At 72.4% G+C, this 23,141-nt stretch carries 22 protein-coding genes; 3 read left to right on the forward strand and 19 right to left on the reverse strand.

Annotated elements, in window-relative coordinates; all coding sequences use genetic code 11:
• Window positions 1-25 precede the first annotated feature (25 nt).
• From DYI95_RS06865 to yfmH, 6 genes are all read right to left on the reverse strand, one after another.
• Complete coding sequence (locus DYI95_RS06865) at window positions 26-847, reverse strand: PIG-L deacetylase family protein (protein ID WP_116900503.1); 822 nt, start codon at window positions 845-847, stop codon at window positions 26-28.
• Window positions 840-1,610: a twin-arginine translocase subunit TatC gene (gene tatC / locus DYI95_RS06870; RefSeq protein ID WP_116900502.1), complete on the reverse strand. Its 771-nt coding sequence runs from the start codon at window positions 1,608-1,610 to the stop codon at window positions 840-842. The genes DYI95_RS06865 and tatC overlap by 8 nt, the downstream gene beginning before the upstream one ends.
• Window positions 1,611-1,625: 15 nt before the next feature.
• Window positions 1,626-2,072 (reverse strand): twin-arginine translocase TatA/TatE family subunit, encoded by a 447-nt coding sequence (locus DYI95_RS13090; protein WP_116900501.1) that lies wholly within the window; start codon window positions 2,070-2,072, stop codon window positions 1,626-1,628.
• A gap of 214 nt (window positions 2,073-2,286) precedes the next feature.
• Window positions 2,287-2,658: a hypothetical protein gene (locus DYI95_RS06880; protein WP_116900500.1), complete on the reverse strand. Its 372-nt coding sequence runs from the start codon at window positions 2,656-2,658 to the stop codon at window positions 2,287-2,289.
• Window positions 2,645-4,000, reverse strand: a complete 1,356-nt coding sequence (gene yfmF, locus DYI95_RS06885) for an EF-P 5-aminopentanol modification-associated protein YfmF (RefSeq protein ID WP_116900499.1) — start codon at window positions 3,998-4,000, stop codon at window positions 2,645-2,647. The genes DYI95_RS06880 and yfmF overlap by 14 nt, the downstream gene beginning before the upstream one ends.
• Window positions 3,997-5,298: an EF-P 5-aminopentanol modification-associated protein YfmH gene (yfmH, locus tag DYI95_RS06890; RefSeq protein WP_116900498.1), complete on the reverse strand. Its 1,302-nt coding sequence runs from the start codon at window positions 5,296-5,298 to the stop codon at window positions 3,997-3,999. The genes yfmF and yfmH overlap by 4 nt, the downstream gene beginning before the upstream one ends.
• A gap of 229 nt (window positions 5,299-5,527) precedes the next feature.
• Between yfmH and DYI95_RS06895 the strand changes: the two genes are divergently transcribed.
• The gene (locus DYI95_RS06895) at window positions 5,528-5,791 is read left to right on the forward strand and encodes a DUF3243 domain-containing protein (protein WP_116900497.1); all 264 of its coding nucleotides are present in this window, start codon (window positions 5,528-5,530) and stop codon (window positions 5,789-5,791) included.
• 243 nt (window positions 5,792-6,034) lie between these two features.
• Here the strand turns inward: DYI95_RS06895 and DYI95_RS06900 are convergent, their stop codons facing one another.
• Window positions 6,035-6,898, reverse strand: a complete 864-nt coding sequence (locus DYI95_RS06900; protein WP_116900496.1) for a substrate-binding domain-containing protein — start codon at window positions 6,896-6,898, stop codon at window positions 6,035-6,037.
• Between the two features lie 152 nt (window positions 6,899-7,050).
• Here DYI95_RS06900 and DYI95_RS06905 point away from each other — a divergent pair, with 152 nt between their 5' ends.
• Window positions 7,051-7,560, forward strand: coding sequence for an SH3 domain-containing protein (locus DYI95_RS06905; RefSeq protein ID WP_116900495.1), 510 nt, complete (start codon window positions 7,051-7,053; stop codon window positions 7,558-7,560).
• Window positions 7,561-7,846: 286 nt separating this feature from the next.
• Here the strand turns inward: DYI95_RS06905 and DYI95_RS06910 are convergent, their stop codons facing one another.
• From DYI95_RS06910 to DYI95_RS06945, 8 genes are all read right to left on the reverse strand, one after another.
• Window positions 7,847-8,242, reverse strand: a complete 396-nt coding sequence (locus DYI95_RS06910; RefSeq protein WP_006903756.1) for a response regulator — start codon at window positions 8,240-8,242, stop codon at window positions 7,847-7,849.
• A gap of 315 nt (window positions 8,243-8,557) precedes the next feature.
• A complete protein-coding gene (locus DYI95_RS06915; protein ID WP_116900584.1) occupies window positions 8,558-10,054 on the reverse strand; it encodes an acyl-CoA carboxylase subunit beta in 1,497 nt (498 codons plus the stop codon).
• 84 nt (window positions 10,055-10,138) lie between these two features.
• Window positions 10,139-10,351, reverse strand: coding sequence for an acetyl-CoA carboxylase biotin carboxyl carrier protein subunit (locus tag DYI95_RS06920; protein WP_116900494.1), 213 nt, complete (start codon window positions 10,349-10,351; stop codon window positions 10,139-10,141).
• Window positions 10,352-10,443: 92 nt separating this feature from the next.
• Window positions 10,444-11,049, reverse strand: a complete 606-nt coding sequence (gene rpsD / locus DYI95_RS06925) for a 30S ribosomal protein S4 (RefSeq protein WP_006903753.1) — start codon at window positions 11,047-11,049, stop codon at window positions 10,444-10,446.
• An 85-nt stretch (window positions 11,050-11,134) separates the two neighbouring features.
• Window positions 11,135-12,943: a PLP-dependent aspartate aminotransferase family protein gene (locus tag DYI95_RS06930; RefSeq protein WP_116900493.1), complete on the reverse strand. Its 1,809-nt coding sequence runs from the start codon at window positions 12,941-12,943 to the stop codon at window positions 11,135-11,137.
• A gap of 145 nt (window positions 12,944-13,088) precedes the next feature.
• Entirely contained in the window at window positions 13,089-13,679 is a 591-nt protein-coding gene (gene folE, locus DYI95_RS06935; protein WP_116900492.1) for a GTP cyclohydrolase I FolE, read from the reverse strand.
• 243 nt (window positions 13,680-13,922) lie between these two features.
• Window positions 13,923-14,390, reverse strand: coding sequence for a CopD family protein (locus DYI95_RS06940; RefSeq protein WP_116900491.1), 468 nt, complete (start codon window positions 14,388-14,390; stop codon window positions 13,923-13,925).
• Between the two features lie 175 nt (window positions 14,391-14,565).
• Entirely contained in the window at window positions 14,566-15,120 is a 555-nt protein-coding gene (locus DYI95_RS06945; RefSeq protein ID WP_116900490.1) for a hypothetical protein, read from the reverse strand.
• Between the two features lie 141 nt (window positions 15,121-15,261).
• On the opposite strand from DYI95_RS06945, the gene DYI95_RS06950 reads away from it, so the two are divergent.
• Window positions 15,262-16,119: a co-chaperone YbbN gene (locus DYI95_RS06950; RefSeq protein WP_116900489.1), complete on the forward strand. Its 858-nt coding sequence runs from the start codon at window positions 15,262-15,264 to the stop codon at window positions 16,117-16,119.
• Between the two features lie 198 nt (window positions 16,120-16,317).
• Here DYI95_RS06950 and aceB read toward each other — a convergent pair whose 3' ends face one another.
• From aceB to DYI95_RS06970, 4 genes are all read right to left on the reverse strand, one after another.
• Entirely contained in the window at window positions 16,318-17,913 is a 1,596-nt protein-coding gene (aceB, locus tag DYI95_RS06955; RefSeq protein ID WP_116900488.1) for a malate synthase A, read from the reverse strand.
• A 386-nt stretch (window positions 17,914-18,299) separates the two neighbouring features.
• Window positions 18,300-19,772, reverse strand: coding sequence for an Nramp family divalent metal transporter (locus DYI95_RS06960; protein WP_164581346.1), 1,473 nt, complete (start codon window positions 19,770-19,772; stop codon window positions 18,300-18,302).
• Between the two features lie 421 nt (window positions 19,773-20,193).
• Window positions 20,194-21,633 (reverse strand): FAD-binding oxidoreductase, encoded by a 1,440-nt coding sequence (locus tag DYI95_RS06965; protein ID WP_116900487.1) that lies wholly within the window; start codon window positions 21,631-21,633, stop codon window positions 20,194-20,196.
• Between the two features lie 77 nt (window positions 21,634-21,710).
• Window positions 21,711-23,102: a (Fe-S)-binding protein gene (locus tag DYI95_RS06970; RefSeq protein ID WP_116900486.1), complete on the reverse strand. Its 1,392-nt coding sequence runs from the start codon at window positions 23,100-23,102 to the stop codon at window positions 21,711-21,713.
• Window positions 23,103-23,141 lie beyond the last annotated feature (39 nt).

A 23,141-nucleotide genomic window follows, 5' to 3' on the forward strand; every position in this document is an offset into this window, starting at 1 on the left:
CGGCCCCGCCCGCCGGCTCCGCCCGCTAGCCGGCAGCCGCGGGGAAGAGGCCCCACTCCACCGCGCCGGCTACGGCCGGGCGCACCTCCTCGGGTGCCGCCGCGGCCGCGGCCACCGCCTCCGGGTGGGGCGGCAGGCCTGCCGGCAGGGGCGGCCATGCCCTGTAAAAGAATTCCCATCCCAGCCGCGGCGACGGTGGCGGCGGGAAGCCGCCGAAGGCCCGTTCCACCGACCGGTGCTGGGTGCGGTGACAGGCCAGGGCAGCCCGCTTGCGCTCCGCCCAGGGCCGGGCATCGACCGCGGTGGTGACGGTGGCGTCCAGCGGATGGGGCGGGCTTCCCAGCCCGTTCAGCCGGTAGACGGCGGCAGGCAGGGTAAAGTAGTAGAGCCGGGCCCGGCCCCCTGGCGCCAGCACTTGGCGGAAGGCCTGTTCCACCGCCCGGGACAGCACCCGGTGGTCGCCATGGCCGGAAATGCCCCCCGGCGGAAAGGTGAGCACCACGTCGGGCTGCAGCTGCTCCATCCAGCCGGCCAGGACCGCGACCAGCTCCGCCGGGGCCACCTGGGCCAGTCGCCCGTCCTCGTAGTCCAGCACATGGACCCGGGCCACCCCCAGCTCCCGGCAGGCGGCCCGCAGCTCCTGCTCCCGCACGCGGGGTAGCTCGGCCCGGCTGCAGAGGGGCGGGTCACCCGCCTTGCCGGCCTGGCCGCGGGTGGCGCACACTACCGTCACCTCCACCCCCTGGGCGGCGTACCGGGCCAGAGAGGCGCCCGGACTGAAGGACTCGTCATCGGGGTGGGCCGTCAGGCAGAGCAAGCGCCGCCCGCCCATCTCGGCCTCAGGCATCGGCAACCCCTCCCCCCTGGGGCGCGGGCCGCACCTGCGACGACCGCCGGCGGTGGATGAGCCAGCACAGGCCGTAACCGGCCTCGTACAGCACGGCCAGGGGCACGGTGAAGACCAGCTGGGTGATGATGTCGGTGGTCGGCGTGAGGAAGGCCGCCACCACCAGGGAGGCCAGCAGAGCGTACTTGCGCAGGTGCGCCATGTACGGCGGGGTGAGGAGTCCGATCTCCGTCAAGATCCCCACCACCACCGGCAACTCGAAGATGAAGCCGAAGGGCCAGACCAGGCCGGTGACGAAGTCAACGTAGGCCTGCACCGAGAGGGTGCGCTCGATGGGCCCGGCATTGAACCCCAGTAGAAAGTTCAGCGCCATGGGCGCCGCGACCAGGAGGCCGAAGGCCAGCCCCGCGGCGAAAAGGACCAGGGCCGGGAACGCATACCAGCGCACGTATCGGCGCTCCGCCTCGGTGAGCCCCGGCCAGATGAAGCGCAGGGCCTGGTAGACCATCACGGGCGACGCCAGGCCGAGGCCCAGCAGCACGGCGATGCGCAGGGTGACCAGGAAGGCTTCCGCGGGAGCCAGGGCCACCAGCTTGACCTCGGGGCCCCGCTGGATCAGCCACTCCAGCACCGGCCGGGCGTAGAAGAACCCCACCGCCACGCCGGCCAGGAGAGCCAGCCCGCAGTAGATCAGGCGCAGCCGCAGCTCGCTGAGGTGCTCGGCCAGGGAGGGCCAGATGCCGCTCCCTCCGGTCTCCCCCACCGCAGGGACCATCCTTCACCCGGCCGGTTCCTGGCGGCTCAGCTCGCCGGCCGGAGACCCTGCCGCCGGTGCGGACCCGCCCGCTCCGGCCGCCCCTGCAGCGCCGCCTCCCGGGCTCCCCGCCGCGGGGGAAGCCTGGGGCACGGCCTGGAGCGCCAGCTCCTGTTGCGCGCCTGGAGCGTCCGGCGGCTGCTGCGCGCCCGCCGCTCCCGCCGGCTCCGCACCGGCCGCCGCGCCGGCGGCCGCCGCCGCACCACCCGTCCCGGCGGTCGTGGCCGTGCCGGCCCGCCCGCGGGCCGGAGGGGCATCATCGTCACCGTCGTCCAGGGACCGGACCGCCGCGCGGAACTCGCGCATCGCCCGGCCCAGGGAGCGGCCCAGCTCGGGCAGTCGCGCCGGACCGAAGATGATCAAAGCGACCGCGCCGATCAGCAAGAGCTCTGGCAAGCCAATAGGTCCCACGGCTGGCACCTCCTCGGGCGGCTCCCGCATCCTCCGGGGCCGCCCCGCCGGCCGGCGGGGGCCGGCCTCGTCCCTCAGGGTTTCGCCGCTATTGTAGCGCACCGTTCCCCAGGGCGGGCACCCGGTTCGTCCCCGGGGACCCGCAGGCTCCCCGCAGGCTCCCCGGGCCACCGCTCGCCGGCGGGCCCCCCGGCCGCCTGCCCACCGCCCTCCCTCAGCCCCCAGCCAGCAGCCACAAGAGGAACAGCACCGCCCCCGCCAGCGCCAGCTGGACAAACAGCTCGTCCCGTCGGGCCAGTTCGTCCGGCGGGGGCTGGGGCTGGGCCGTGACCAGTTCGAGAAAGGTCCGCCGGCCCCACAAGAACCCGGAGTAATTCAGGGCCGACAGGAGGACCAGGGCCACCTCGGCAGCCAGGGCCCGGCCCAGGACCTCCCGCCGGAACGGCCCCGGCCAGAGGAACACGGCCAGGGCCGTCAGCGCGGCCAGGGCCAGCGCCGCGGCCACGGGTACCAGCCACCGGCCGGGACCCGCCCGCCGGCCCGGGGCTTCGGGTTCCAGGGAATGGGGTTTTTCAGGCCGTGCCATGGCCACCTTCACTGCCCTGGGTTCCGGGGCCGCCGTGCAGGAAATAGACGGTATCCAGCCCCACCTGCCGGGCCACCGCCTGGATGTCCGCCCGGCCCATGTTCTGCCAGGCGCGGATCAGCTCTTCCGGGTCGTCCCGGTGACCGTAGACCTCCGCTTCCAGGGCGGCACGGATCAGGGCACCGGGCTGATCCAGCTCCGCCCGCAGGCGTTCCACCAGCGAGCGGCGGGTGGCCTCCAGTTCCTCGTCACTGATGCGACCGGCCGCCATGTCTTCCACCTGGCGCAGCATGATGGCTTCGGCGTCCTGGCGGCGGCGGGGGTCGATGCCCGCCATGGCCAGGATCAGCCCCTTGCCGCGCACCAGGCGGGACCAGGCGGAGTAGGCCAGGCTGGCCCGCTCCCGCACATTGAGAAAGAGCTTGGAGTGGACGAACCCGCCCAGGATGCCGTTGTACATTTCCAGGGCCGGCCGCAGCGGGTGGTCGAAACCGATGGGGGCCCGCAGCCCCAGGACCAGCCATCCCTGTTCCATGGGCAAGGTCTCCTCCACCCGCCGGGGCTCGGGGCGGGGTCCCCGGATCACCGCCGGAGGCAGGGACAGGACCTCCCTGGGCCCGCCGCCCGCCCGCTCCCAGGCTGCGGCCACCGCCTCCACCAGGGGGCCGGGCTCGACCGGCCCGGCAACGAACAGGTCCAGGGGAGCCACGGCCCGCACCCGCCGGTGGAGGCGAAGCAGGTCCTCGCCGTCCAGCACGGCCAGGCGCTCCGGGTCCCCCAGCTCGCTGAGGCCGTAAGGCTCGCCGGCGCAAAGGTGCTCCAGGCAGTGACGCAAGGCATAGGTCGCCTTGTCGTTGACCAGGGCCCGGATGCGCTGGATCTGCGCCTCCTTTTCCTCCGCCACCCGGTCCGCCGGAAAGCTGGAGCCGTCCAGGTAGGGGTCGGTGAACACCTCCATCAACAGCCCGGCGGCGCGCGCCACCAGGCCGCCGGCGCCCTCCTCCCGGGCCCCGGGGACGAAGCGGCCCGCCGGCCACGTCAGCGTCAGGGTGGCCAGGTGCCGGTCGCCCATCTTTTCCACGCCCGCGCCCAGGCTGGCCCCGTAGAGGCCCGCCAGAGCCCGCTCCAGGGCCGGCAGGTCGGGATGACGCCGGGTCCCGCGGCGCAGCAACCGCGGAAGCAGGGCGAAGGGGCTGGCGGTGTCCGTAGCCAGGGGCATCTGCCAGGCCAGGACGGCCGCCACCCGCTTGAACCGGGGATCGGGCCGCACATGCACGCGCAGGCCGGGCAGGTCATGGCGGGTGAAGTCCGCCGCCCGGCGCAGATCCAGGCCGCCGTTCATGATGCCGCCTCCTTCCTCGGCAGCACCGCTGCCCGCACCGTGCGCCGGGGGTCGGCATGCTCCCGCAGCCAGCGGTTGGCCGCTTCCACATCGACCCGTTCCAGGATCTCCAGCCGCCGGTAGAAGTCCCACCCCAGGAAGCGGTCCGTGAGGAAGGCGTGGGCCAGGTCTTCCGGCGAATCCAGCACCGACAGGAACTCGCCCAGGGCCTTACGGCGCACCGCTTCAAAAAGGCCGGGGTCGAGCCCTCCGCTTAAGGCCTCCCCCAGGCGCTGGCTGCAGGCGGCGGCAAAGGCGTCGGGGTCGCCGGTCTCGCCGCCCACCTCCCAGTGGGCCGCGCCGGGCACCACCGACAGGCCAAACCAGTAGCGGTCGGTGATGATGTGACGGCGGTACTGCTCCTCATACCATGGGCTCAGGCGGCCGAACAGCGCCTCCGCCACCAGATCGCCCAGGACGGCATCGCGCAATCCCTCTTCCGCGGCCGGGAAGGCGCCAAACTTGATGCCCCATTGCACGTAGGGGCGGGATACGGCCATCTGCCGCTCCACCACGGGACGCGCCAGGTCGGGGCCCTCTTCGGGCACGGCCCGCCGCGGCCGGGGCCGCGCGGGGAAGTGGCGCCGGGCCAGGTCGGCGGCCACCATGTCCACCACCCGCCGGGGATCCACGTCCCCCACCACGCAGACGGTCATGTTGGCCGGGTGGTAGTACGTGCGGTGGATGGCCTCCAGCAACTCCGGCGTCAGGGTGGCGATGGATTCGGGCGATCCCAGGATCCAGTCACGCACGGGGTGCTCGCGGTACATGGCCTCGAGGAAGTCGTAGTAGAGCCGGTGCATCGGGTGGTCGTAGGCCGTGGCGATCTCCTGGCCGATGATCCCCTGCTCCTTCGCCACGCTTTCCGGGGTGAAGCGCGGGTCCTGCACGTAGTCGAGCAGCAGCTCAAAACAAGGCTCGAAGGCTTCCACCACCGAGAAGAGGTAGACGGTATAGAAGTGGCCCGTATAGGCATTCATGCTGGCGCCCAGCCGGGCAAAGCGCTCGAGGATGCTGCCCTCGGGCTTGTCGAACATCTTGTGTTCGAGGAAATGGGCCGCCCCGGGCGGGATCTCCATCCGGCGCCCCGTCTCCGGATCCTCCAGCACCCGGTCGATGCTGCCGTACCGGGTGGCATAGGTTGCGTATTTCTTCCCAAATCCCGGCTTGCGGATCACCACCACCTCGGTGCCCGGTTCCACCCGCGCTTCGTAGACCCGCTCGTCCAGGGCCGGCAGCACGCGCTCCTCGAGCTGCACGCCCTCACACCTCCTCCATCCGCCTGCGGCACCCCGCCCTCCGTCCCCTCGACGCTCTCCAGGCCGCCGGCCTTGGGCCGTCGGGCCGGGCCAGGCCGGTGCCCGGCCGGAGCGCGGCCGCGCCCTGCCCCTGGGTGGCCCCACGCCCTGGCCGGGTTCTTCCTTAGGAATACCGCCGCGGGGGTGCGCGGATACTACGCCCGACCTAACGGGAAGGAGGCTGTTCCGCATGCCCGTGACCGACCAGTTCCAGCAGTTCGCCAGGGAACTCTCCCAGCGCATCCAGGCCGCCCAGCAGGCCGGGATGTCCCAGCAGGACATCAAGGCGCGCGCCCAGCAGATCGGTGACTGGCTGGCGCAGGAGGTCGAACCCCGCACGCCCGAACAGCGGCTGCTCAAGGAGATGTGGCAGGTGGCCAACCAGCAGGAGCAGGAGGCCATCGCCAGCTCCCTGGTGAAGGTCATCCAGCGCCAGCCGGGCATCAGCGGCTGAGCGCCCGGGTCGAGCTTTCATCCGGTGGCCCGCTGGCCCGGAATGCCCGGCACCCAGGGCAGGCGGAGGCGCCACGGGGCACCATCGGCCATCGGGAGAGAACCCCGCCGGGGACCGGCACTGCCGGTCCGGCCCGAAGCCGGCGGGGTTTTCGTTGCTGGGGGCCCGGTTCCGGCCTCCCGCCGTTCCGGTGCCACCGGTTTGGACGGGTAGGGGACCCCCGCGGCCTCCGGCCTGGGGACTTCACCCGCCCGCCGCCCGCAGGCCGCAGGACTGGCGAATGATCAGGCGGGGGGCCAGGCGTTCGGGCTCCGCCCGTACGTCCCCTGCCCGCCGGCCGGCAGCGGCCCGCTGGGCCAGCACCGCAGCCGCCTGCCGGGCCAGCTCCTCAAGGGGCGGCACGACGGCCGTGAGCCGGGGCCGCACCGCCCGGGCCAGCATCCCGCCGCCGTACGCCACCAGGGCCACGTCCCCCGGAACGGTCTTGCCCAGCTCCTCCAGGGCCTCCACCGCCCAGGCCGCCAGCTGCGCCGAGGCCGCGAAGAGGGCCGTGGGGGCGGGTTCCTCGGACCACCAGCGCCGGCAGGCCTCCGTGACGGCGCCGGGGTCGGGCGGCACCTGGGCGACCCGCTGCGGCGGCAGCTGGCGGCCGTTATGGGCCAGGGCCTGGCGAAAACCCCGCAGCCGCTCGCCCGCCGCCGGCGACTCGCCCGCCGGGCCCAGGTACGCCACCTCCTGGTGCTTGAGATTCACCAGGTGCTTGCCGGCCAGGTATCCGGCCCGGTAGTTTTCCACCACCCACGTATCCAGCCGGCTGCCGGGAAGAACCCGGCCCGCGGCCACCGCCACCCGGCCTGCCACCAGCGCCCCCAGCTCCGGACCCGCGTCCCGGGCGGGCACCAGCAGCACAGGCTCGCCCGGGGGCAGGGCGGCCAGGCAGCGGATCTGCTCCGCCTCCCCGTCGGCCACGGGCCAGACGGCGACCCGCGGCCAGTGACGGCGCAGGGCGGCCACCAGGGCGGGCGGCAGGTCTTCCTCCTCACCCTCCAGGCCAGGGGTCACCAGGTGGACCACCGCGGCCTGGGCATCGGTTGCAGAGACCGTCAAGGCTCCCTTCCTCCAGCCCGGTCTTCCATCCCCATCGCTCCCAGGTTAGCCCACCCCGCCCCGGGGGACAACGGGCCGTCGCCGGGGCTGGACGGGCGGAATAATCGCTGACAGCCCCCCATATTCCTGTACCACGAGAGGAGGGTGCGGGTATGGAGCGACTCAATCGCCTCTGGGTCGTGGTCGCCGTCCTGGTGGTCGCCTTCATGGCCTACAGCGTCGGGGGCTGGCTCAACAACGTCCAGCAGACGATGACCACCGTCGACGACCTGATGGTGCGCATGACCCAGCTTGAAGCCCAGCAGGCCGAGATCTCCGCGGCTCTGGCGGGCGGTGGCGACCTGGCCGCCGGCTGGTCGGATCAGGGTAGCACCGGCGACGACCTGGCCGCCGGCGGGGACCAGACCGGCTCCACGGACGCCGGGGACCAGGCGGCCGAGCCGGCGGAACCCCAGGCCAGCACCGGCCAGACGGCCACCGTCACCACCCAGTACCTCAACGTCCGCGCCGAACCCACCCAGGACTCCACCCGGGTCGGTACCCTGGCCAAGGGGAGCACGGTCCAGATCCTGGAGGAGCAGGACGGCTGGGCCCGGGTGCGCTACCAGGCCAACGGCCGGACGTACGAGGGATGGGTGGACGCCCGCTACCTGCAGCGCTAAGCCACCCAGCCCCAAGCCGGACCCGGCCGTACCCCGGCCCATCCGCCCGCGGCGCCCACCCCGGGACGAACTCCGGCCCACCGGGACGGAACCCAGCACCAGCCCCAGCCCCATCTCCCGCGGCCTCGTTCGGAGGCCGCATTTTTTCGGGTCTTTCGTGCCCGGCCGGTGTGCAGCGGGAAAGGGCACCGGGGGGCGAGGCGGGCTTGCGCCCTGCCTGCCCCCCGGCTGGCCTCCCGTGAGGCTCCGCCGCCCGAACCGGCCTCCGGCCCGCACCGCAGGCGGGTCAGGCCGGTTCCACGGCAGAAAGCGCCTCTTCCAGGATCAGAAAGAGGTCGGTCACGCCGAAAGGTTTTTCCAAAATCCACTGCACACCGTAGCCGGCGGCAATCTCGTCCACGCCCACGCTGCCGGTCATGAGCACGACCGGAACCTGCTTCAGCCGCGGGTCTCGGCGCAGGGCCCGCAGCACCTGGGCCCCGTTCATCCGCGGCATCACCCAGTCCAGGAGGATCAGGTCCGGCTGAACCTCCCGGGCCATCTGCAGCGCGGTCTGACCGTCGCCGGCCAGCATGACCTGATAGCCCTGTTCGGCCAGGGCCAGCTGGAGAAAGGCGCGCACCGCGGGCACATCGTCCACCACGAGAACGCGGCGCCCGCCGCTGGGTTCTTCCGGCGGCACCCCCTCAACCTCCCCACCCGGCCCACCGTGGGTTGCGCGGGTCCCGGCCTCTCGCCGGGCCCGTCCAGCTCCGCTCCGGGCCGGGACGTATCTTCCCATACAAACAGGGATACCGCCTGCCCCGGGCCGTTCCTGCCGGTGTCGAACGAAAGACAGGTTTCGACACGCCGCCTGCAGGCGGCCTCCGCCCGGGCCGCCTGCCGCGACGCGGGGCGACCGGCCGGGACACCGGGTCCAGCGGCCGGGAGAGGCAGCCGGCTCCGGGCTACCGCTCCGACGCCGGGACGGCGCCGGCGGCCGCGGAGCCCCCGCGGCTCAGACCGGATGCACCGGGTTGTGGCGGGCGGGCCAATCCCGCCGGCGGTTTTCGTACAGGGCGAAGCGCCGCGCCAGTTCCTCGCGCAACCGGGCCGCCGGGATCACCTCGTCCACCACCAGGTCCGAGGCCATGCGGTAGATGTCGATGTCCCGGGCGTACTCCCGCCGCTTTTCGTCGATGAAGCGCTGGCGTTCCTCCCCCTCCAGCTGGGCGATGTGGTTGTAGTAGACGGCGTTCACCGCCGCCTCGGGTCCCATGACGGCGATCTGGGCCGTGGGCAGGGCCAGGCAGGCATCGGCGCCGAAGGCCGGGCCCGCCATGGCGTAGAGGCCGGCGCCGTAGGCCTTGCGCACGATGACCGAGATCTTGGGCACCTCGGCCTCGGAGACGGCGGCGATCATCTTGGCCCCGTGCCGGATGATGCCCTGCCGCTCCACCGCCGAGCCGATCATGAACCCCGGCACGTCGGCCAGGAACAGCAGGGGGATGTTGAAGGCGTTGCAGAGCCAGATGAAGCGGGCGGCCTTGTCGGCCGAGTCGACGAACAGCACGCCACCCCGCACCCTGGGCTGGTTCGCCACCACGCCGACGACCCGGCCCTCCAGGCGCGCCAGCCCGGTGATCAGCTCCGGTGCAAAGAGGCGCTTGATCTCGAAAAAGGAACCTTCGTCCACCAGGCGGTCGATGAGCCGGTACATGTCGAAGGGCACGTTGGCGCTGGCCGGGATGATGGTGTCGATGGCCGGTCCCGGCGCGGGAGGGCGCGGCTCCGCCCGGGGTGGCCGCTCTTCCCAGTGGCTCGGCATGTAGGAGAGGTAGGCCTGGGCGGCGGCGATGGCCTCCTCTTCGCCGGCGACCAGCACGTCGCCGCAGCCCGAGACGGTGCAGTGCATCCGGGCGCCGCCCATCTCCTCGAGGGTCACCTTCTCGCCGATGACCATCTCCGCCATGCGCGGCGAGCCCAGGTACATGCTGGCGTTGCCTTCCACCATGATCACCAGGTCGCAGAAGGCGGGGATGTAGGCGCCGCCGGCCGCCGAGGGGCCGAAGAGCAGGCAGATCTGGGGCACGACGCCCGACATGCGCACCTGGTTGTAGAAGATGCGCCCCGCGCCCCGCCGGCCGGGGAACATCTCCACCTGGTCGGTGATGCGCGCCCCCGCGCTGTCCACCAGGTAGAGCATGGGGATGCGCTGGCGCAGCGCCTGTTCCTGAATGCGCAGGATCTTCTCCACGGTGCGGGCGCCCCAGGAACCTGCCTTCACCGTGGAATCGTTGGCCATGACGGCCACCGGCCGGCCGGCGATGCGGCCGATGCCGGTGATCACCCCGTCGGCGGGCAGATCCCCCGCCAGCACGTTGGCCAGAGTGGCATCCTCCACCAGGCTGTCGGGGTCCAGCAACCGCCTGAGCCGTTCCCGGGCGAAGAGCTTGCCCTGCTCCCGGTTCCTGGCATGATAGCGTTCCGGGCCGCCGCGGCGCACGGCGGCCATCCGCTCCAGGAGCTGCCGGTCCAGCTCGCCGGTGCCGCCGGTCAATGGACTCCCCTCCCGCGCTCTACCGTGACCGCTGCCTTCTCAAGGATCCAGTTCGATGAGCACGTCACCCTGGTTGACGAAGTCGCCCGGCTGCACGCGCACCGCCCGGACGGTGCCCCCGGCAGGGCTGGCGACGGGGATCTGCATCTTCATCGATTCCAGGATCACCACGTCCTGGCCGGCTTCCACCGCCTGACCTTCCTGCACCAGGACCTCCTGGACGATCCCGGCCATTTCCGCCTGAATCCGCACGTGCCATCCCCTCCCGCTGGCCCGGCCGCCATGGCCGGCGAACTTCCCGGGAAAGAGCAAGGCCGGTGCCCGGGCACCGGCCTTGCCGTGCGTCAGCGCGAGTAGAACTCGACGATGAGGGATTCCTCGATATCGATGGGGATCTCGTCCCGGGCGGGCACCCGCAGCAGCGTGCCCTGGAACCTCTCGGGCTCGACGCTCAGATACTCCGGCGCCCGCTGGGCGTTCTCCAGGCTCTCCTGGATCAGGGGGATCCGGCGGCTCTTCTCCCGCACGGCGATCACATCGCCGGGACGAACCTGGTAGGACGGGCGGTCCACCTTGCGGCCGTTCACCTGGATGTGGCCGTGGACCACCAGCTGGCGCGCCGCCCAGATGGTCGGCGCAAAGCCCATCCGGTAGACCAGGTTGTCCAGCCGGGTCTCCAGCAGCTGCAGCAGCCGCTCCCCCGTGTTGCCCTTGGACCGCTGCGCCCGCTCGAAGTAGCGCCGGAACTGGCGTTCCAGCACCCCGTACATGAAGCGAAGCTTTTGCTTCTCCAGCAAGCGGCGGCCGTACTCGCTGAGCTTCTGCCGCCGGCCCGGACCGTGCTGTCCGGGCGGATAGGGCCGCTTCAGGGCGGGGCACTTGGGCGACCCGCAGAGCGGCCGGCCCACACGCCGGCACATGGCGTGCTTCGGGCCCGTGTAGCGTGCCATCCAACCGACCTCCCGAGTTGCCAGCAGCCAAAGGCTATTTTATCCCATCCGACCGGTCTGGAAAGGGGCAATTTGCAGCCTTCCTTCAGGAGGTGCCGCGGAAGGTGGCCACGTGGCCGCGCCAGCGCTGGGCCTCCTTGTAGATGCAGCGGTTCATCACCACGGCGAGGCCGCCTTCGGCCGCAATGCGCGCCGCCTCCGGGCTCACCACGCCCTCCTGCAGCCAGAACACCTGGGCGCCGCGGGCCACCGCCTCCCGGGCCACCGCCGGCGCGTGCTCGGGCGCGCGGAACACCACCACCACGTCCACCGGGCCGGGAACCGAGGCCAGGTCGGGGTAGGCCCGCTCGCCCAGGATCTCGCTGGCCCGCGGGTTCACGGGCACGATCTTGTAGCCCATCCGCTGCAGCTTGCGTGCCACCCGGTAGCTGGGCCGCCCCGGATCGGACGAGAGTCCCACCACCGCCACCACCCGGGCCCGGGGACCGCCGGGTCCGTCCACGGTGGCGCGGCCCACCACCTCGCGGATCACCCCTTCGTCGTTGAGCCGCAGGGTCGACACCGGGTCGCCGTCCCCCTGGGCCGGGGGCAATCCCGCGGCGGCCCGCAGGCCGCGGTCCAGGTCCGCCTGCAGGTCGGCCAGCCCCTCGATGCCCACCGACAGGCGCACCAGGTCATCGGGCACGCCGGCGGCCAGCCGCTGTTCGGAAGTCAGCTGCTGGTGGGTGGTGGACGCCGGGTGGATCACCAGGGACTTGGTGTCTCCCACGTTCGCCAGGTGGGACCAGAGCGACAGGTTGTCGATGAACCGGCGTCCCGCCTCCAGGCCGCCCTTGACGCCGAAGACGATCATGGAGCCGTACCGCCCGGGCCGCAGGTACTTCTGCGCCAGGTGGTGGGTGGGGTGGTCCGGCAGGCCGGGATAGGCCACCCACGCCACGGCGGGGTGCTCCTTCAGCCACAGGGCCAGGGCCAGGGCGTTCTCGCAGTGGCGGTCCATGCGCACGTGCAGGGTCTCAAGCCCCTGCAGGAACAGCCAGGCGTTGAAGGGGCTCAGGCTGGCGCCCACGTCGCGCAGCAGGTGGACGCGCAGCTTGGTGATGTAGGCCAGCGTGCCGAAGTCGTTCCAGTAGGAGATGCCGTGGTAGCCCGGGTCGGGTTCCACCAGCCTGGGGAACTTGCCGTTCCCCCAGTCGAACCGGCCGGAGTCCACCACCACCCCGCCGATGGAGGTGCCGTGGCCGCCGATCCACTTGGTGGCCGAGTGGACCACGATGTCGGCACCCCACTCGAAGGGCCGGCAAAGGTAGGGGGTGGCGAAGGTGTTGTCGACGATCAGCGGGATCCCGTGCTGGTGGGCGATCCGTGCCACGGCCTCCACGTCCAGCACGTCCAGCTTCGGGTTGCCGATGATCTCGGCGTAGATGCAGCGGGTGCGCTCGTTGATGGCCCGGCGAAAGTTCTCCGGGTCCGACGGGTCGACGAAGCGCACCGTGATCCCGAGGTCCTTGAAGGTGTTGGCGAACAGCTGGTAGGTGCCGCCGTAGAGGCTGGAGGAGGCCACCACCTCCTCGCCAGCGCGGGTGATGTTGGTGATGGCCAGCGTCGTCGCCGCCTGGCCGCTGGCCGTGGCCACGGCCGCCACGCCGCCCTCCAGGTAGGCCATGCGCTTCTCGAACACTTCCGTGGTCGGGTTGCTGATGCGGGTGTAGATGTTGCCGGGTTCGTCCAGGTTGAAGAGCTGGGCGGCGTGGTCGGTGTCCTGGAACACGAAGGACGTGGTCTGGTAGAGCGGCACGGCCCGCGAGCCCGTGGCGGGATCGGGCGCCTGGCCCGCATGCACCGCCAGGGTCTCGATGGAGTACTCGCGGAAGGGGTCGCGGCGGTCGGTCAAGGGGATCCCTCCTTCTCGATCGGCATTCCCGTTCCCCGCGCGGCCGCCGATTCCTGCCGGGACCCGGGGGGCGCCGGGCGTGGGCCGCCGCGGCCGCCGGCGGGACGAACCCGGCCTCGGGAGCGCCCGTCCGGGGCCGGCGCCCTCAGGGCCGCAGGTCGCTGCGGATCAGGGCGAAGACCTCGTGACGGCTGGCCACGTTTTCCCGGAAGAGCCCCCGGACGGCGGAGGTGACGGCATAGGAGCCGGGCTTCTGGATGCCCCGCATGGTCATGCACAGGTGTTCGGCTTCGATGACCACCACCACGCCCCGGGGGTTGAGGCGCTCTTCGATGGCGTCGGCGATCTGGACCGTCAGCCGCTCCTGGAGCTGGGGCCGGCGCGATGCCACCTCCACCGCCCGCGCCAGCTTGCTCAACCCCGTGATGCGGCCGTTGCGCGGCAGGTAGGCCACGTGGGCCCGTCCGTGGAAGGGCAGCAGGTGGTGCTCGCACATGGAGTAGAAGGGGATGTCCTTGACCAGGACCACCTCATCGTGGTCCGTCTCGAAGAACACGCTGAGCTCGTCGGCGGGATCGCGGCCCAGGCCGCTGAAGAGCTCCTGATACGCTTCCGCCACCCGCCGGGGGGTGTCCACCAGGCCTTCCCGCCGGGGGTCTTCTCCCACCGCTTCCAGGATCTCCAGCACCGCCCGCTGGATCCGCTCCAGGTCGAATTCTTCAGCCCGTCGTGGCATGGGGCGTCCCCTTTCCTAGGCGAAGTCGGCACGGCCGGGCTCGTCCGGCCCGGCCGCCGCGGTACGCCCCCATTGTAGCCCAACGGATGCCGGTCCCCGGCACCGGCGGCGCACCCCGGCACGTCGGGCCAGGCCGGCCCGGCGCCGGCGGCCCGCGCCGCCTCCTGGGGTCACCCGATCCCGGCGTCCCGCGGCGCCCGAGGCCAGGCCTTGCCGGCTTGATGGTCGCAGCACGACGCCGCCTCAGCCGCCGTGGATGCGCGCCACACACCACAGCACCACGGCCCCCAGGCCGGCCTCCAGGGCCAGCAGCAGGACCAGCCAGCGGGCCGCCAGAGGAAAGCGCTCCATGCCCTGGGGATCCTGCAGCATGGCCGTCACCCCGAAGGCCAGGGCCGCCCCGGTGATCAGCATGCCCGCCGCCCCTGCCATCTTGGCCAGCAGGAGGCGCCCGTACAGGGTTCCGGGCAGCTGGGCCAGGGGCCAGGGCAGGGCCAGCACCCGGGCCATGCCGCTGGCGACCACCGCTGCGGCCGCCAGGACCGCCACCCCGTGAAACCGGGCCACCAGCTGCAACCAGAGGCGCCGGCGCAAGAGGGGCGGCTGGCCGGCCAGGACGGGCGCCACCACCAGCAGCTGGTAGAGCACGCTGCCCAGCCACAGCACGGCACCCAGGTCATGCGCCCAGACCCACCACGCCTTGGGCCCCATGGCGGGACATCCCCCCGCTGCACCTTACGAAGCGGGTGCGGGGGGTAGAACCCGCGGGCCCGCGACGGCCTGACCCGGGCCGGCATCCTGCTCCGGGCTCTGTTCCGGGCCGTCCCGGGCGCCCGCTGCCCCACGGCCTGATGCGGCCTGCAGGCGCGGAAGCCCGGGGCCCCCGTCACGGCGCGGGGTGTGACGCGGCGGCCGGATCCTCTTCCCCGGCCTCTTCCGGCCGGGGAGGCCAGGGCCGGACCGTCAGTTCTTCCCGCTCGCCGTACCGGGCCAGGGCGATCCGCAGTACCGCTCGCCGGGCCTGCTCCTGCCCGCCTTCCCCGTACCAGTCCCTGACGAACTCATCCACCAGCGGGTCGATGTACACCTCGGCCGCCGGCGCTGGCGGCTCGGGCGACCCGGCCGGCGCGCCCGCCGCCCGGGCCGCCGCCTCCCCCCCGGCACCATCGCCCGCAGGGAGCGGCCGGCGGCCTGCGGCGAGGTCGCGGTCCGTTTCCCGACCCGGGCCGGCGGGCATGCCGCCGGGGACCACCAGGGGCACCGTCACGGCCCGGAAGTCACCGCTGGGCGGAGGCCCCAGGTGCACCTCGGGAGGCAGGTTCGCCGAACAGCAGCCCGAGACCAGGAAGGCTTCGACGGTCAAGGTGTAGTTCAGTTCCGGCCGCCGGGCCAGCTCGCGAGCTGCGAAGGCAGCGGCCTCCGGCGTCAACTGCACGCGCACGCTGTCACCTCCCCAGGGGAGCGGGGTCCTGTCGCAGGGCTCCGGGATCACGGCCCCGGCCGGCCGGAGGCCCTCCTCCTTGTAGTACAATGTTTCCTGGTAGTCATGTCGATTGCTCGGGACGAAGGAGCGTGCAGGGCGATGGCGACTGCGACCCCATCTCTCACCCGGCCCGTGGAGGTGCCCCGCGACCGTTTTGAGCAGGAGGTCCTGCAGCACAAGGGGCAGGTCCTGGTGGAATTGTGGCGGCCCGGGAAGGACACGGAGTTTTTCACCCGGGCCCTGGCCGAACAGGCCCAGCGGCATCCCGAGGTCAAGCTGGTCCGGATCAACGTGGACGAGTATGGCGACCTGATCCAGGAATACCACCGGCGCCGGGCCATCAACCAGACCTACGACCTGGCCCACGTGCCGGGTGTCGCCCTCTTCCGCAACGGCAAGCTGATCACCACCATGAAGCCGCTGATCGTCAACTCCGACCCCGAACTGATTGCGTACAACGTTCGCCGGCAGCTGGACGTGTTTCTGGCCAAGTTCGTCGAGGACGTGAAGACGTCCGTGCCCAGTGACGAATCCGATGCGCCGGGCGGGGCCGCGGAGGGCGCTGCCGGCGACAAGGACGCCAAGATCAAGGCCGCCCTGGAGAAGGCAGCCCGGCTCAAGGCTGAACGCGCGAAGCAGAAGGCCGCGGCCGGTGAAGGCGGGGGCGCCGGTGAGGCGGGGGCGGCCCAGGCCGCAGGGGCCGGTGGCGGTGAGGCGGGCGCGGCGGCTGCAGCCCGGCCGCGGGCTGCAGCCGCCGGCGACAGGGACGCGCGGGTGCAGGCGGCCCTTGAGAAGGCGGCCCGGCTGAAGGCGGAGCGGGCCAAGCAGCAGGCCGCGGCCCAGGACGCCCAGGACGGTGGGGCCGCCGCCGCGGGTGAGAAGCCCGCTGCGGCAGGGGCCGCCGAGGCCGGCACGGCCGGACCGGCGGGGGATGCCGGGAGCGACAAGTCCTCCTGACGTACCCGCAGGACACCACCGAACGCCAGGGACGGGGCGCCCGGGCGGGCAACGCGATCACCCGTCGGCCGAGCCAACAGCGCCCGGGGCGGGGACCGGCCGGTCCCCGCCCCGGGCTTGTTCGTCCGGCGGTGTCCCCCCAGGGTTTCCGCCAGGTTGTCCGCCCCATCCTGCCCGCCGGCCCGGTCCCGGCCAGGATCAATCGATCCGCTCGTACGCCGGCAGGGTGAGGAACTCGATGAACTCGGGGCTCAAGGCCACCAGCTCGAAGAGTTCCCGGGCCTCGTCGAACCGGCCCCCGCGGAAGAAGTCGTCCCCCACCGCCTGGCGGATGGCCTCCATCTCCTCGCCGGCCACCTGGCGCACCAGCTCCGCGGTGATGGCGGGACCGCCGTCGATCCGCGCCCCGTGGTGGGTCCACTGCCAGACCTGGGCGCGGGCGATCTCGGCGGTGGCCGCGTCCTCCATCAGGTTGAAGATGGCCGCCGCGCCGTTGCCCCGCAGCCACGACGCCAGGTACTGGATGCCCACGCTGACGTTGTTGCGCAGGCCCTCCTCGGTGATGCGCCCGCCGGGAACCCGGACGTCCAGCAGGTCCTGCGCCGATACCTGCACGTCGTCCCGCTGGCGTTCCACCTGGTTCGGCCGGCTTCCCAGGACCCCGTCGAAGACCTCCATGGCCACGGGCACCAGGTCCGGGTGCGCAACCCACGTGCCGTCGAAACCGTCTCCGGCCTCCCGGATCTTGTCTTCCCGCACCCTGGCCAGGGCCACCTCGTTCACCTGGGGGTCCTTGCGGCTGGGGATGAAGGCCGCCATGCCGCCGATGGCGTGGGCCCCGCGCCGGTGGCAGATCTTGACCAGCAGCTCGGTGTAGGCCCGCATGAAGGGCACGGTCATGGTCACCTGGGCCCGGTCGGGCAGGAGGAAGGCAGGGTCATGGCGGAACTTTTTGATCACGCTGAAGATGTAGTCCCAGCGCCCGGCATTGAGCCCGGCCGCATGATCCCGCAGCTCGTAGAGGATCTCGTCCATCTCGAAGGCGGCTAGGATGGTCTCGATCAGCACCGTGGCCTTGATGGTGCCCCGGGGGATGCCCAGGGCGTCCTGGGCCAGGTTGAACACGTCGTTCCAGAGCCGCGCCTCCAGATGGCTTTCCAGCTTGGGCAGGTAGAAGTAGGGGCCCGTCCCCTTCTCCAGAAGCCTCCGGGCGTTGTGGAAGAAGTAGAGGCCGAAGTCGAAGAGGCTGGCGGACATGGGCTCGCCGTCGACCAGCACGTGCTTCTCTTCCAGGTGCCAGCCCCGCGGGCGCACCACCAGGGTGGCCACCCGTTCACCCAGGCGGTAGTTCCGGCCGTCGGGGCTGGTGTACTCGATGGTCCCCGTCACGGCGTCGATCAGGTTGATCTGGCCCTGGATGCAGTTGTCCCAGGTGGGCGTGTTGGCGTCTTCGAAGTCGGCCATGAAGACCCGGGCCCCGGAGTTCAAGGCGTTGATCATCATCTTGCGGTCGACGGGTCCGGTGATCTCCACCCGGCGGTCCTGCAGGTCGGCGGGTACCGGCGCCACCCGCCAGTCGCCTTCCCGGACGGCACGGGTCGACTCCAGGAAGCCGGGCCGGGCCCCCGCGGCCAGCTCCTGCTGCCGCTCGGCGCGGCGGCGCAGCAGGTCCTTGCGCACGGGATTGAACTCCCGCTGCAGCCGCGCCACGAAGGCCAGCGCCTCCGGGGTCAGGACCTGGTCGTACCGCTCCCGGACTGGACCCCGCACTTCGATGCCGTCAAGGGACGCCATGCCCATACCTCCTTCTCGGTTCGCCGGCCACCCCGCCTCGCTTGCCGCCCTGCCCCATCCTCCCAGAGAGAACCCTCCCATCCGGCCGGTCCCGGGGGTTGCCGCTGGGCGCCCGGAGGCCGGGGCCCGCCTGGCCCGGAATCCGGTGCCGGGTTCGACCGGCTTGACGGTAGGGACCGGGCCGGGTGGTGGTTTTTGACATCGGCTCTTGTCTCCGCTTCGCGGCCGGTGACGGCCGTTCCTTCCCCCTGGCGCCAGGAGCCGCCGGCAGGGGGCGGGCGGCCGCCCCCGGGGGGTGAACGGCAGGGCGGCGGGGGAGGCGGCCACCCACCCGAGCGCCTCCCCCACCGGCCGAACCCCTGCCGCCAGCCCGTCCCGCTCCCCCGTCAGCCGCCGAAGAGCTGCCGCAAGACCTGCTGGCCCGTCTGGTACACGAAGAAGGCGTAAAAGGCCGAGAGCAACGCCAGGCCCAGGCGCGACGGCCAGCCGGGGCGCAACTCGGGCGGAAGCACCCGGGTGTTCAGCCACAGCAGCGTGAGCCCGCCGATCACGAAGGCAACGCCGGCCATGTTGGCCACCAGCAGCACCAGGGTCAGGGGGTTGTAGGCAAACAGGAAGGCGAGCCACACGGTGATCACGGCCATGATGATGTAGTAGACGACCCGGATGTCGTTGCGGGTCCAGCGCCCCAGGCCGGCGGACCACAGGGTGTCCGTCAGGTGCCGCACCACGGCGTCGGTGGCGCTGATCTGCGTACCCCACAGGACCCAGAAGCCGATCAGCAGCACCCAGACCCAGCCGAGCCCTCCGATCACCTGCGAGACCGCATGGGCCTGGATGGCTGCGACGTCGTAGTTCCCCTTGAGGGGCGTGCCCGGCTCGATGAGGCCCACCGCCAGCAGCACGCAGAGGTACATGCCCAGCAGGCAACCCCCGCAGTAGAGGGTCCACTGCTCCCAGCGGCTGTACCGGAGCCACTCGCGGAACCGCGCCAGGCTCTCGGCCGTCAGGTCGAAGATCTTGCCGGTGGGCGAGACCTCCACCTTGCGCCCGCCCACCAGGGCCGGGATGTAACCCACCTGGCTTCCCATGCCCCAGCCGCGGTCGCGCATCCAGTTGGAGGCGGCCATGTTCAGCACGCCGCCGGTGGCGGCGTAGGCAGCAAACCCACCAATGAGGGTCCAGTCGACCCCGCCGCCGGATCCCGACGGCAGGTAACCGAACTGGAAGAACCCGGCGGCCACGCGGCCCCACCACTCCAGGGGCACAAGCCACAGGTCGAGGATGACCAGGCTGGTGAAGATGAAGGCCACGGCAAAGGTCGAAACCCGGGTCAGGGTCCGCTCGACCCGGGAGCCGAAGGCCATCACCAGCATGACCAGCAGCATGGCCAGGATCCCGTAGATCAGAACCAGGCCCCGATCGGCATCCGTGGGTAAGCGCCCCAGGTGCAGGGCGGCCAGGGCCGTGGCCGACGACGCCGCCCACCCGGGCGACACCGAGAGCAGGCAGATGAGCGCCCACACCGGCCCCCACACCCACCGGCCGGGCCAGAGCCGCATCAGGCCGGGAATGATGGATTCGCCGGTGGCCAGCGTGTAGCGCTGGCACTCCAGGTTGAACACCGTCTGCAGCACGGTGGCCACGGTGGCGATCCACAAGAGCGCCGGGCCGTACTGGATCACCGAGCGCGGGCCCAGGAGCCACTCGCCGCTGCCGATGGAGATACTGATCAGGATGGCGCTGACCCCGATCATGCGGATGAAGTTTCGGAAGTTGAAGGGCGGCGGCGCCGGGAGCTCGCCGATCTCCATCGGCGGGCCGTAGCCCATGGGGACGGTACGAACAGCCTTCGCCACGGTTCACCCCTCCCTGGGCGGGGCATGCCGGTGCCTCAGGCACAGGGTTCCTGCCCCGCGCTGTGGTCCGCGGAGGCCGTCACCGGACACGGCCGGTGGCCGGGCTCCGCATCTTGGGCCGCCGGCCCATCCCCCAGCGGGCCGGCGCGAGCCCTTCGAGGCCGGCACGAGCTGTGCCGGCACGGTCCCGGTTCCTCCCCGTCCTGCCACCTCCCGCTCCTGGCGCCGGGCCCTGCGTGCCCCGGGTCGGCCCCTGCCACCGGCCCCGGCCTCCTGCCGGCAGTGGCACCACCCCTGCCCGGGGTACACCCTGCACCGCACCCGCCCGGCGGCCCGGCAACAAGCCCGGCTGCCGGGGGCGGCCGCTGGAGGAACCCGGCCCGGCATCCCCCCTTTCCCGGCATCGCCCGCCTGCTCACCCCTATGCCTGGCCGGCGGGCGCCACCACCTTGCCGGGGTTGAGGATCCCCAGCGGATCCAGCATCGCCTTCAGCGAGCGCATCCAGCGGACGCCCTCCTCCCCGTGCTCGGCCACCAGGTACCGGATCTTGCCCATGCCGACCCCGTGCTCGCCGGTACAGGTGCCACCCCGCGCCAGGGCGTCTTCCACGATGCGCCGGTTGACGGCCTCGGCACGGGCCACCTCCGCGGGGTTCTCGGGGTCGACCATGAACGTGACATGGTAGTTGCCGTCGCCCACGTGCCCCAGGACGGCGGCTTCCAGGCCGTGTTCTTCTGCCACCTGGCGGGCGAAGCGGATGCTGGCGGGCAGCTGGGAGAGGGGAACGCAGACGTCGGTGGCCATCATGCGCCGGCCCGGAGCGGCCGCAGCGATGGCCAGGGCCGCCTGGTGGCGGGCCTCCCAGAGCTTTTCCCGGGCCGCCGGGTCCGTCTCGAAGGTGAAGTCCACGGCGTCCTCGAGCGCCGCCAGCTCCCGGGCCAGGGCCACCTCCTCCCGGACGGCCGCCTCGGTCCCCGCGAACTCCAGAAACAGCGTGGGCCGCTCAGGGTAGGAGGTGCCCTTGTAGCCGTTGACCGCCCGGATGGTGGCGGCATCCACCAGTTCGACCCGGGCCACGGGCACGCCGGCCCGGATCAGGGCCACCGCCACCCGGGCCGACGCCTCCACGCTGGGGAAGCTGGCCCGGGCAGCCAGCACGAACTCGGGCAGCGGGTAGATGCGCAGGATGGCTTCGGTCACCACCCCCAGGGTGCCTTCCGACCCCACGAAGAGGGCGGTCAGGTTGTAACCGGCCGAGGACTTCACCGCCCGGCCCCCCGTCCGGAGGATCCGGCCCCCGGCCAGCACCACCTCCAGCCCCAGCACCTGGTGCTTCATGGCCCCGTACCGGACGGCGCTGGTCCCGCTGGCGTTGTTGGCGATCATCCCGCCGATGGTGGCGTCGGCCCCCGGATCCACGGGGAAGAACAGGCCTTCCCGGGCCAGGCGCTGGTTGAGCCGCGAGCGGGTGATGCCCGGCTGGACCCGGACCAGGAAGTCCTCGGGTCGCACCTCCAGGATGGCATCCATGCGGGTCATGTCCAGGCTGATGCCCCCGGCCAGGGGCACGGTGTGGCCTTCCAGGCTGCTGCCCACGCCGAAGGGCACCACCGCCACCCGGTGGCGGGCGGCCCATTCCAGGACCGCCTGGACGTCGGCCGTGGATTCGGGATAGACCACGGCGTCGGGCAAGTGGGGCGGGTGGTAGCTGAAGTCGTGGCTGTGGTGCTCGCGGGCCGCCCGGCCGGTGGCGACCTTGCGCGGATCCCCGAGCCGGGAGCGGAGCTCCTCCAGCTGCTCCGGGCCGGGCCGGTTCAGCGAGGGCTGTGACGGCGGTTGCGACGAAGGGGAATCGAACACGCCCCATCCTCCCTTCTCGTGCTCACCGGCCGGGAAGGCTTCTCGCCGGCCGCCGGTCCCGGGGGGCCGGGGCCGCCTTACAGTGCCGCCGGGAGCGCCTGGTACGCTTCGGCCAGCAGCTGGACGGTGTGGACCACCGGCACCGGGAGGCCCGCCCGTTCCAGCCCCTGGCGCAGCTGCACCAGGCAGCCGATGTTCCCTGTCGCCACGGCCGCGGCACCACTGCGGCGGATGCTGGCCACCTTGCGCTCCTGCAGGGCCCGGGCCACCTCCGGGTGCTCCAGGTTGTAGGTGCCGGCGGAGCCGCAGCAGAGGTCGGGTTCGTCCAGCTCCACCAGCTCCAGGTTGGGGATGGCCGCCAGCAGGCGGCGGGGGGCCGTGCGGATCCCCTGGCCGTGGGCCAGGTGGCAGGCGTCGTGGTAGGCCACCCGGCGGGCGGCCGGCAGGGGGCCCGGTTCCCGGGGTCCCAGCTCGTCGAGGAACTCGGCCACGTCCCGGACCCGCGCGGCCAGGCGGCGGGCGGCCTCCTCCTCGGGGTGCCCGGCGAAGAGGTGGCCGTACTCCTTCATGGCCGAGCCGCAACCGGCGGCATTGACCACGACGGCATCGACGTCGGCGGGAAAGGCCCGCAGGTTGACGGCGGCCAGGCGGCGGGCCCGTTCCAGCTCGCCGGCGTGCATGGCCAGCGCCCCGCAACAGCCCTGGGCGGCCGGGACCACCACCTCCACCCCGTTGGCGGCCAGCACCTGCGCGGTGGCCCGGTTGATCTCCGGCGCCAGCACCTGCTGCACGCAGCCCGCCAGCAAGGCGACCCGGGCCCGCCGGGGCCCGCGGGCCGGGATCACCGGCGGCAGCGGATCCGGCGGGGGCACGCGGGGCGGGGTGAGGGCCAGCAGGGCCGCCAGCCGGCGGGCCAGCCCCACGCCCCCGGGACTGGCAGGACGTCCGCCGTCCGGCTCGCCGGGTTCTCCCCCGGGTGCGGCCGGCGCCTCCCCCTCCGCCTGCTTCCCCGGCCTTGCCCGGCCCTCCAGCCAGGCCGCCAGCAGGGGCCGGGCGGCGGTCGCCAGCGCCACCGCCCGGCGGAAGCGGCGGGGATGGGTCAGGGTGGCCAGCAGGGCCTGGCGCAGCCGGCGCTGGATCCAGGGGCGAGGGGCCTGTTCCTCCCGCAGGGCGCGGAAGGGGGTCAAAAGCTGGCCGTACTGAACCCCCGACGGGCAGGCGCTGACGCAGGCCAGGCAGCCCAGGCACCGGTCCACGTGCTCGCTCACGCTGCCCGCCAGGGGCAGGTGGCCTTCCAAGGCTTCCTTCATCAGGTAGATCCGGCCCCGGGGCGAGTCCATCTCCTCCCCCAGCACCAGATAGGTGGGGCAGGCGCTCAGGCAGAAGCCGCAGTGGACGCAGGCATCGACGGCCGCCGCCATGGCCGGCCCGGCCGGTCCCAGTTGCTCCACGGGAATCTGGTGCTGCAACGGTCAGCCCCCCTTTGGCCGCAAGGCGCGCCCTGTGCC

This window comes from Thermaerobacter sp. PB12/4term (genome assembly GCF_003403315.2).
Taxonomy (GTDB): Bacteria; Bacillota; Sulfobacillia; order Thermaerobacterales; family Thermaerobacteraceae; genus Thermaerobacter.

Excerpts from the sequence above, each read along its gene's own strand:
- DYI95_RS06865 (WP_116900503.1), bottom strand. The coding sequence starts at position 847 with ATGCCTGAGGCCGAGATGGGCGGGCGGCGCTTGCTCTGCCTGACGGCC.
- DYI95_RS06895 (WP_116900497.1), top strand. The coding sequence starts at position 5,528 with ATGCCCGTGACCGACCAGTTCCAGCAGTTCGCCAGGGAACTCTCCCAG.
- folE (WP_116900492.1), bottom strand. The coding sequence starts at position 13,679 with ATGCCACGACGGGCTGAAGAATTCGACCTGGAGCGGATCCAGCGGGCG.
- DYI95_RS06880 (WP_116900500.1), bottom strand. The coding sequence starts at position 2,658 with ATGGCACGGCCTGAAAAACCCCATTCCCTGGAACCCGAAGCCCCGGGC.
- aceB (WP_116900488.1), bottom strand. The coding sequence starts at position 17,913 with ATGGCGTCCCTTGACGGCATCGAAGTGCGGGGTCCAGTCCGGGAGCGG.
- DYI95_RS06915 (WP_116900584.1), bottom strand. The coding sequence starts at position 10,054 with ATGGCCGCCGTGCGCCGCGGCGGCCCGGAACGCTATCATGCCAGGAAC.
- DYI95_RS06950 (WP_116900489.1), top strand. The coding sequence starts at position 15,262 with ATGGCGACTGCGACCCCATCTCTCACCCGGCCCGTGGAGGTGCCCCGC.
- DYI95_RS06940 (WP_116900491.1), bottom strand. The coding sequence starts at position 14,390 with ATGGGGCCCAAGGCGTGGTGGGTCTGGGCGCATGACCTGGGTGCCGTG.
- DYI95_RS06905 (WP_116900495.1), top strand. The coding sequence starts at position 7,051 with ATGGAGCGACTCAATCGCCTCTGGGTCGTGGTCGCCGTCCTGGTGGTC.
- rpsD (WP_006903753.1), bottom strand. The coding sequence starts at position 11,049 with ATGGCACGCTACACGGGCCCGAAGCACGCCATGTGCCGGCGTGTGGGC.
- yfmF (WP_116900499.1), bottom strand. The coding sequence starts at position 4,000 with ATGAACGGCGGCCTGGATCTGCGCCGGGCGGCGGACTTCACCCGCCAT.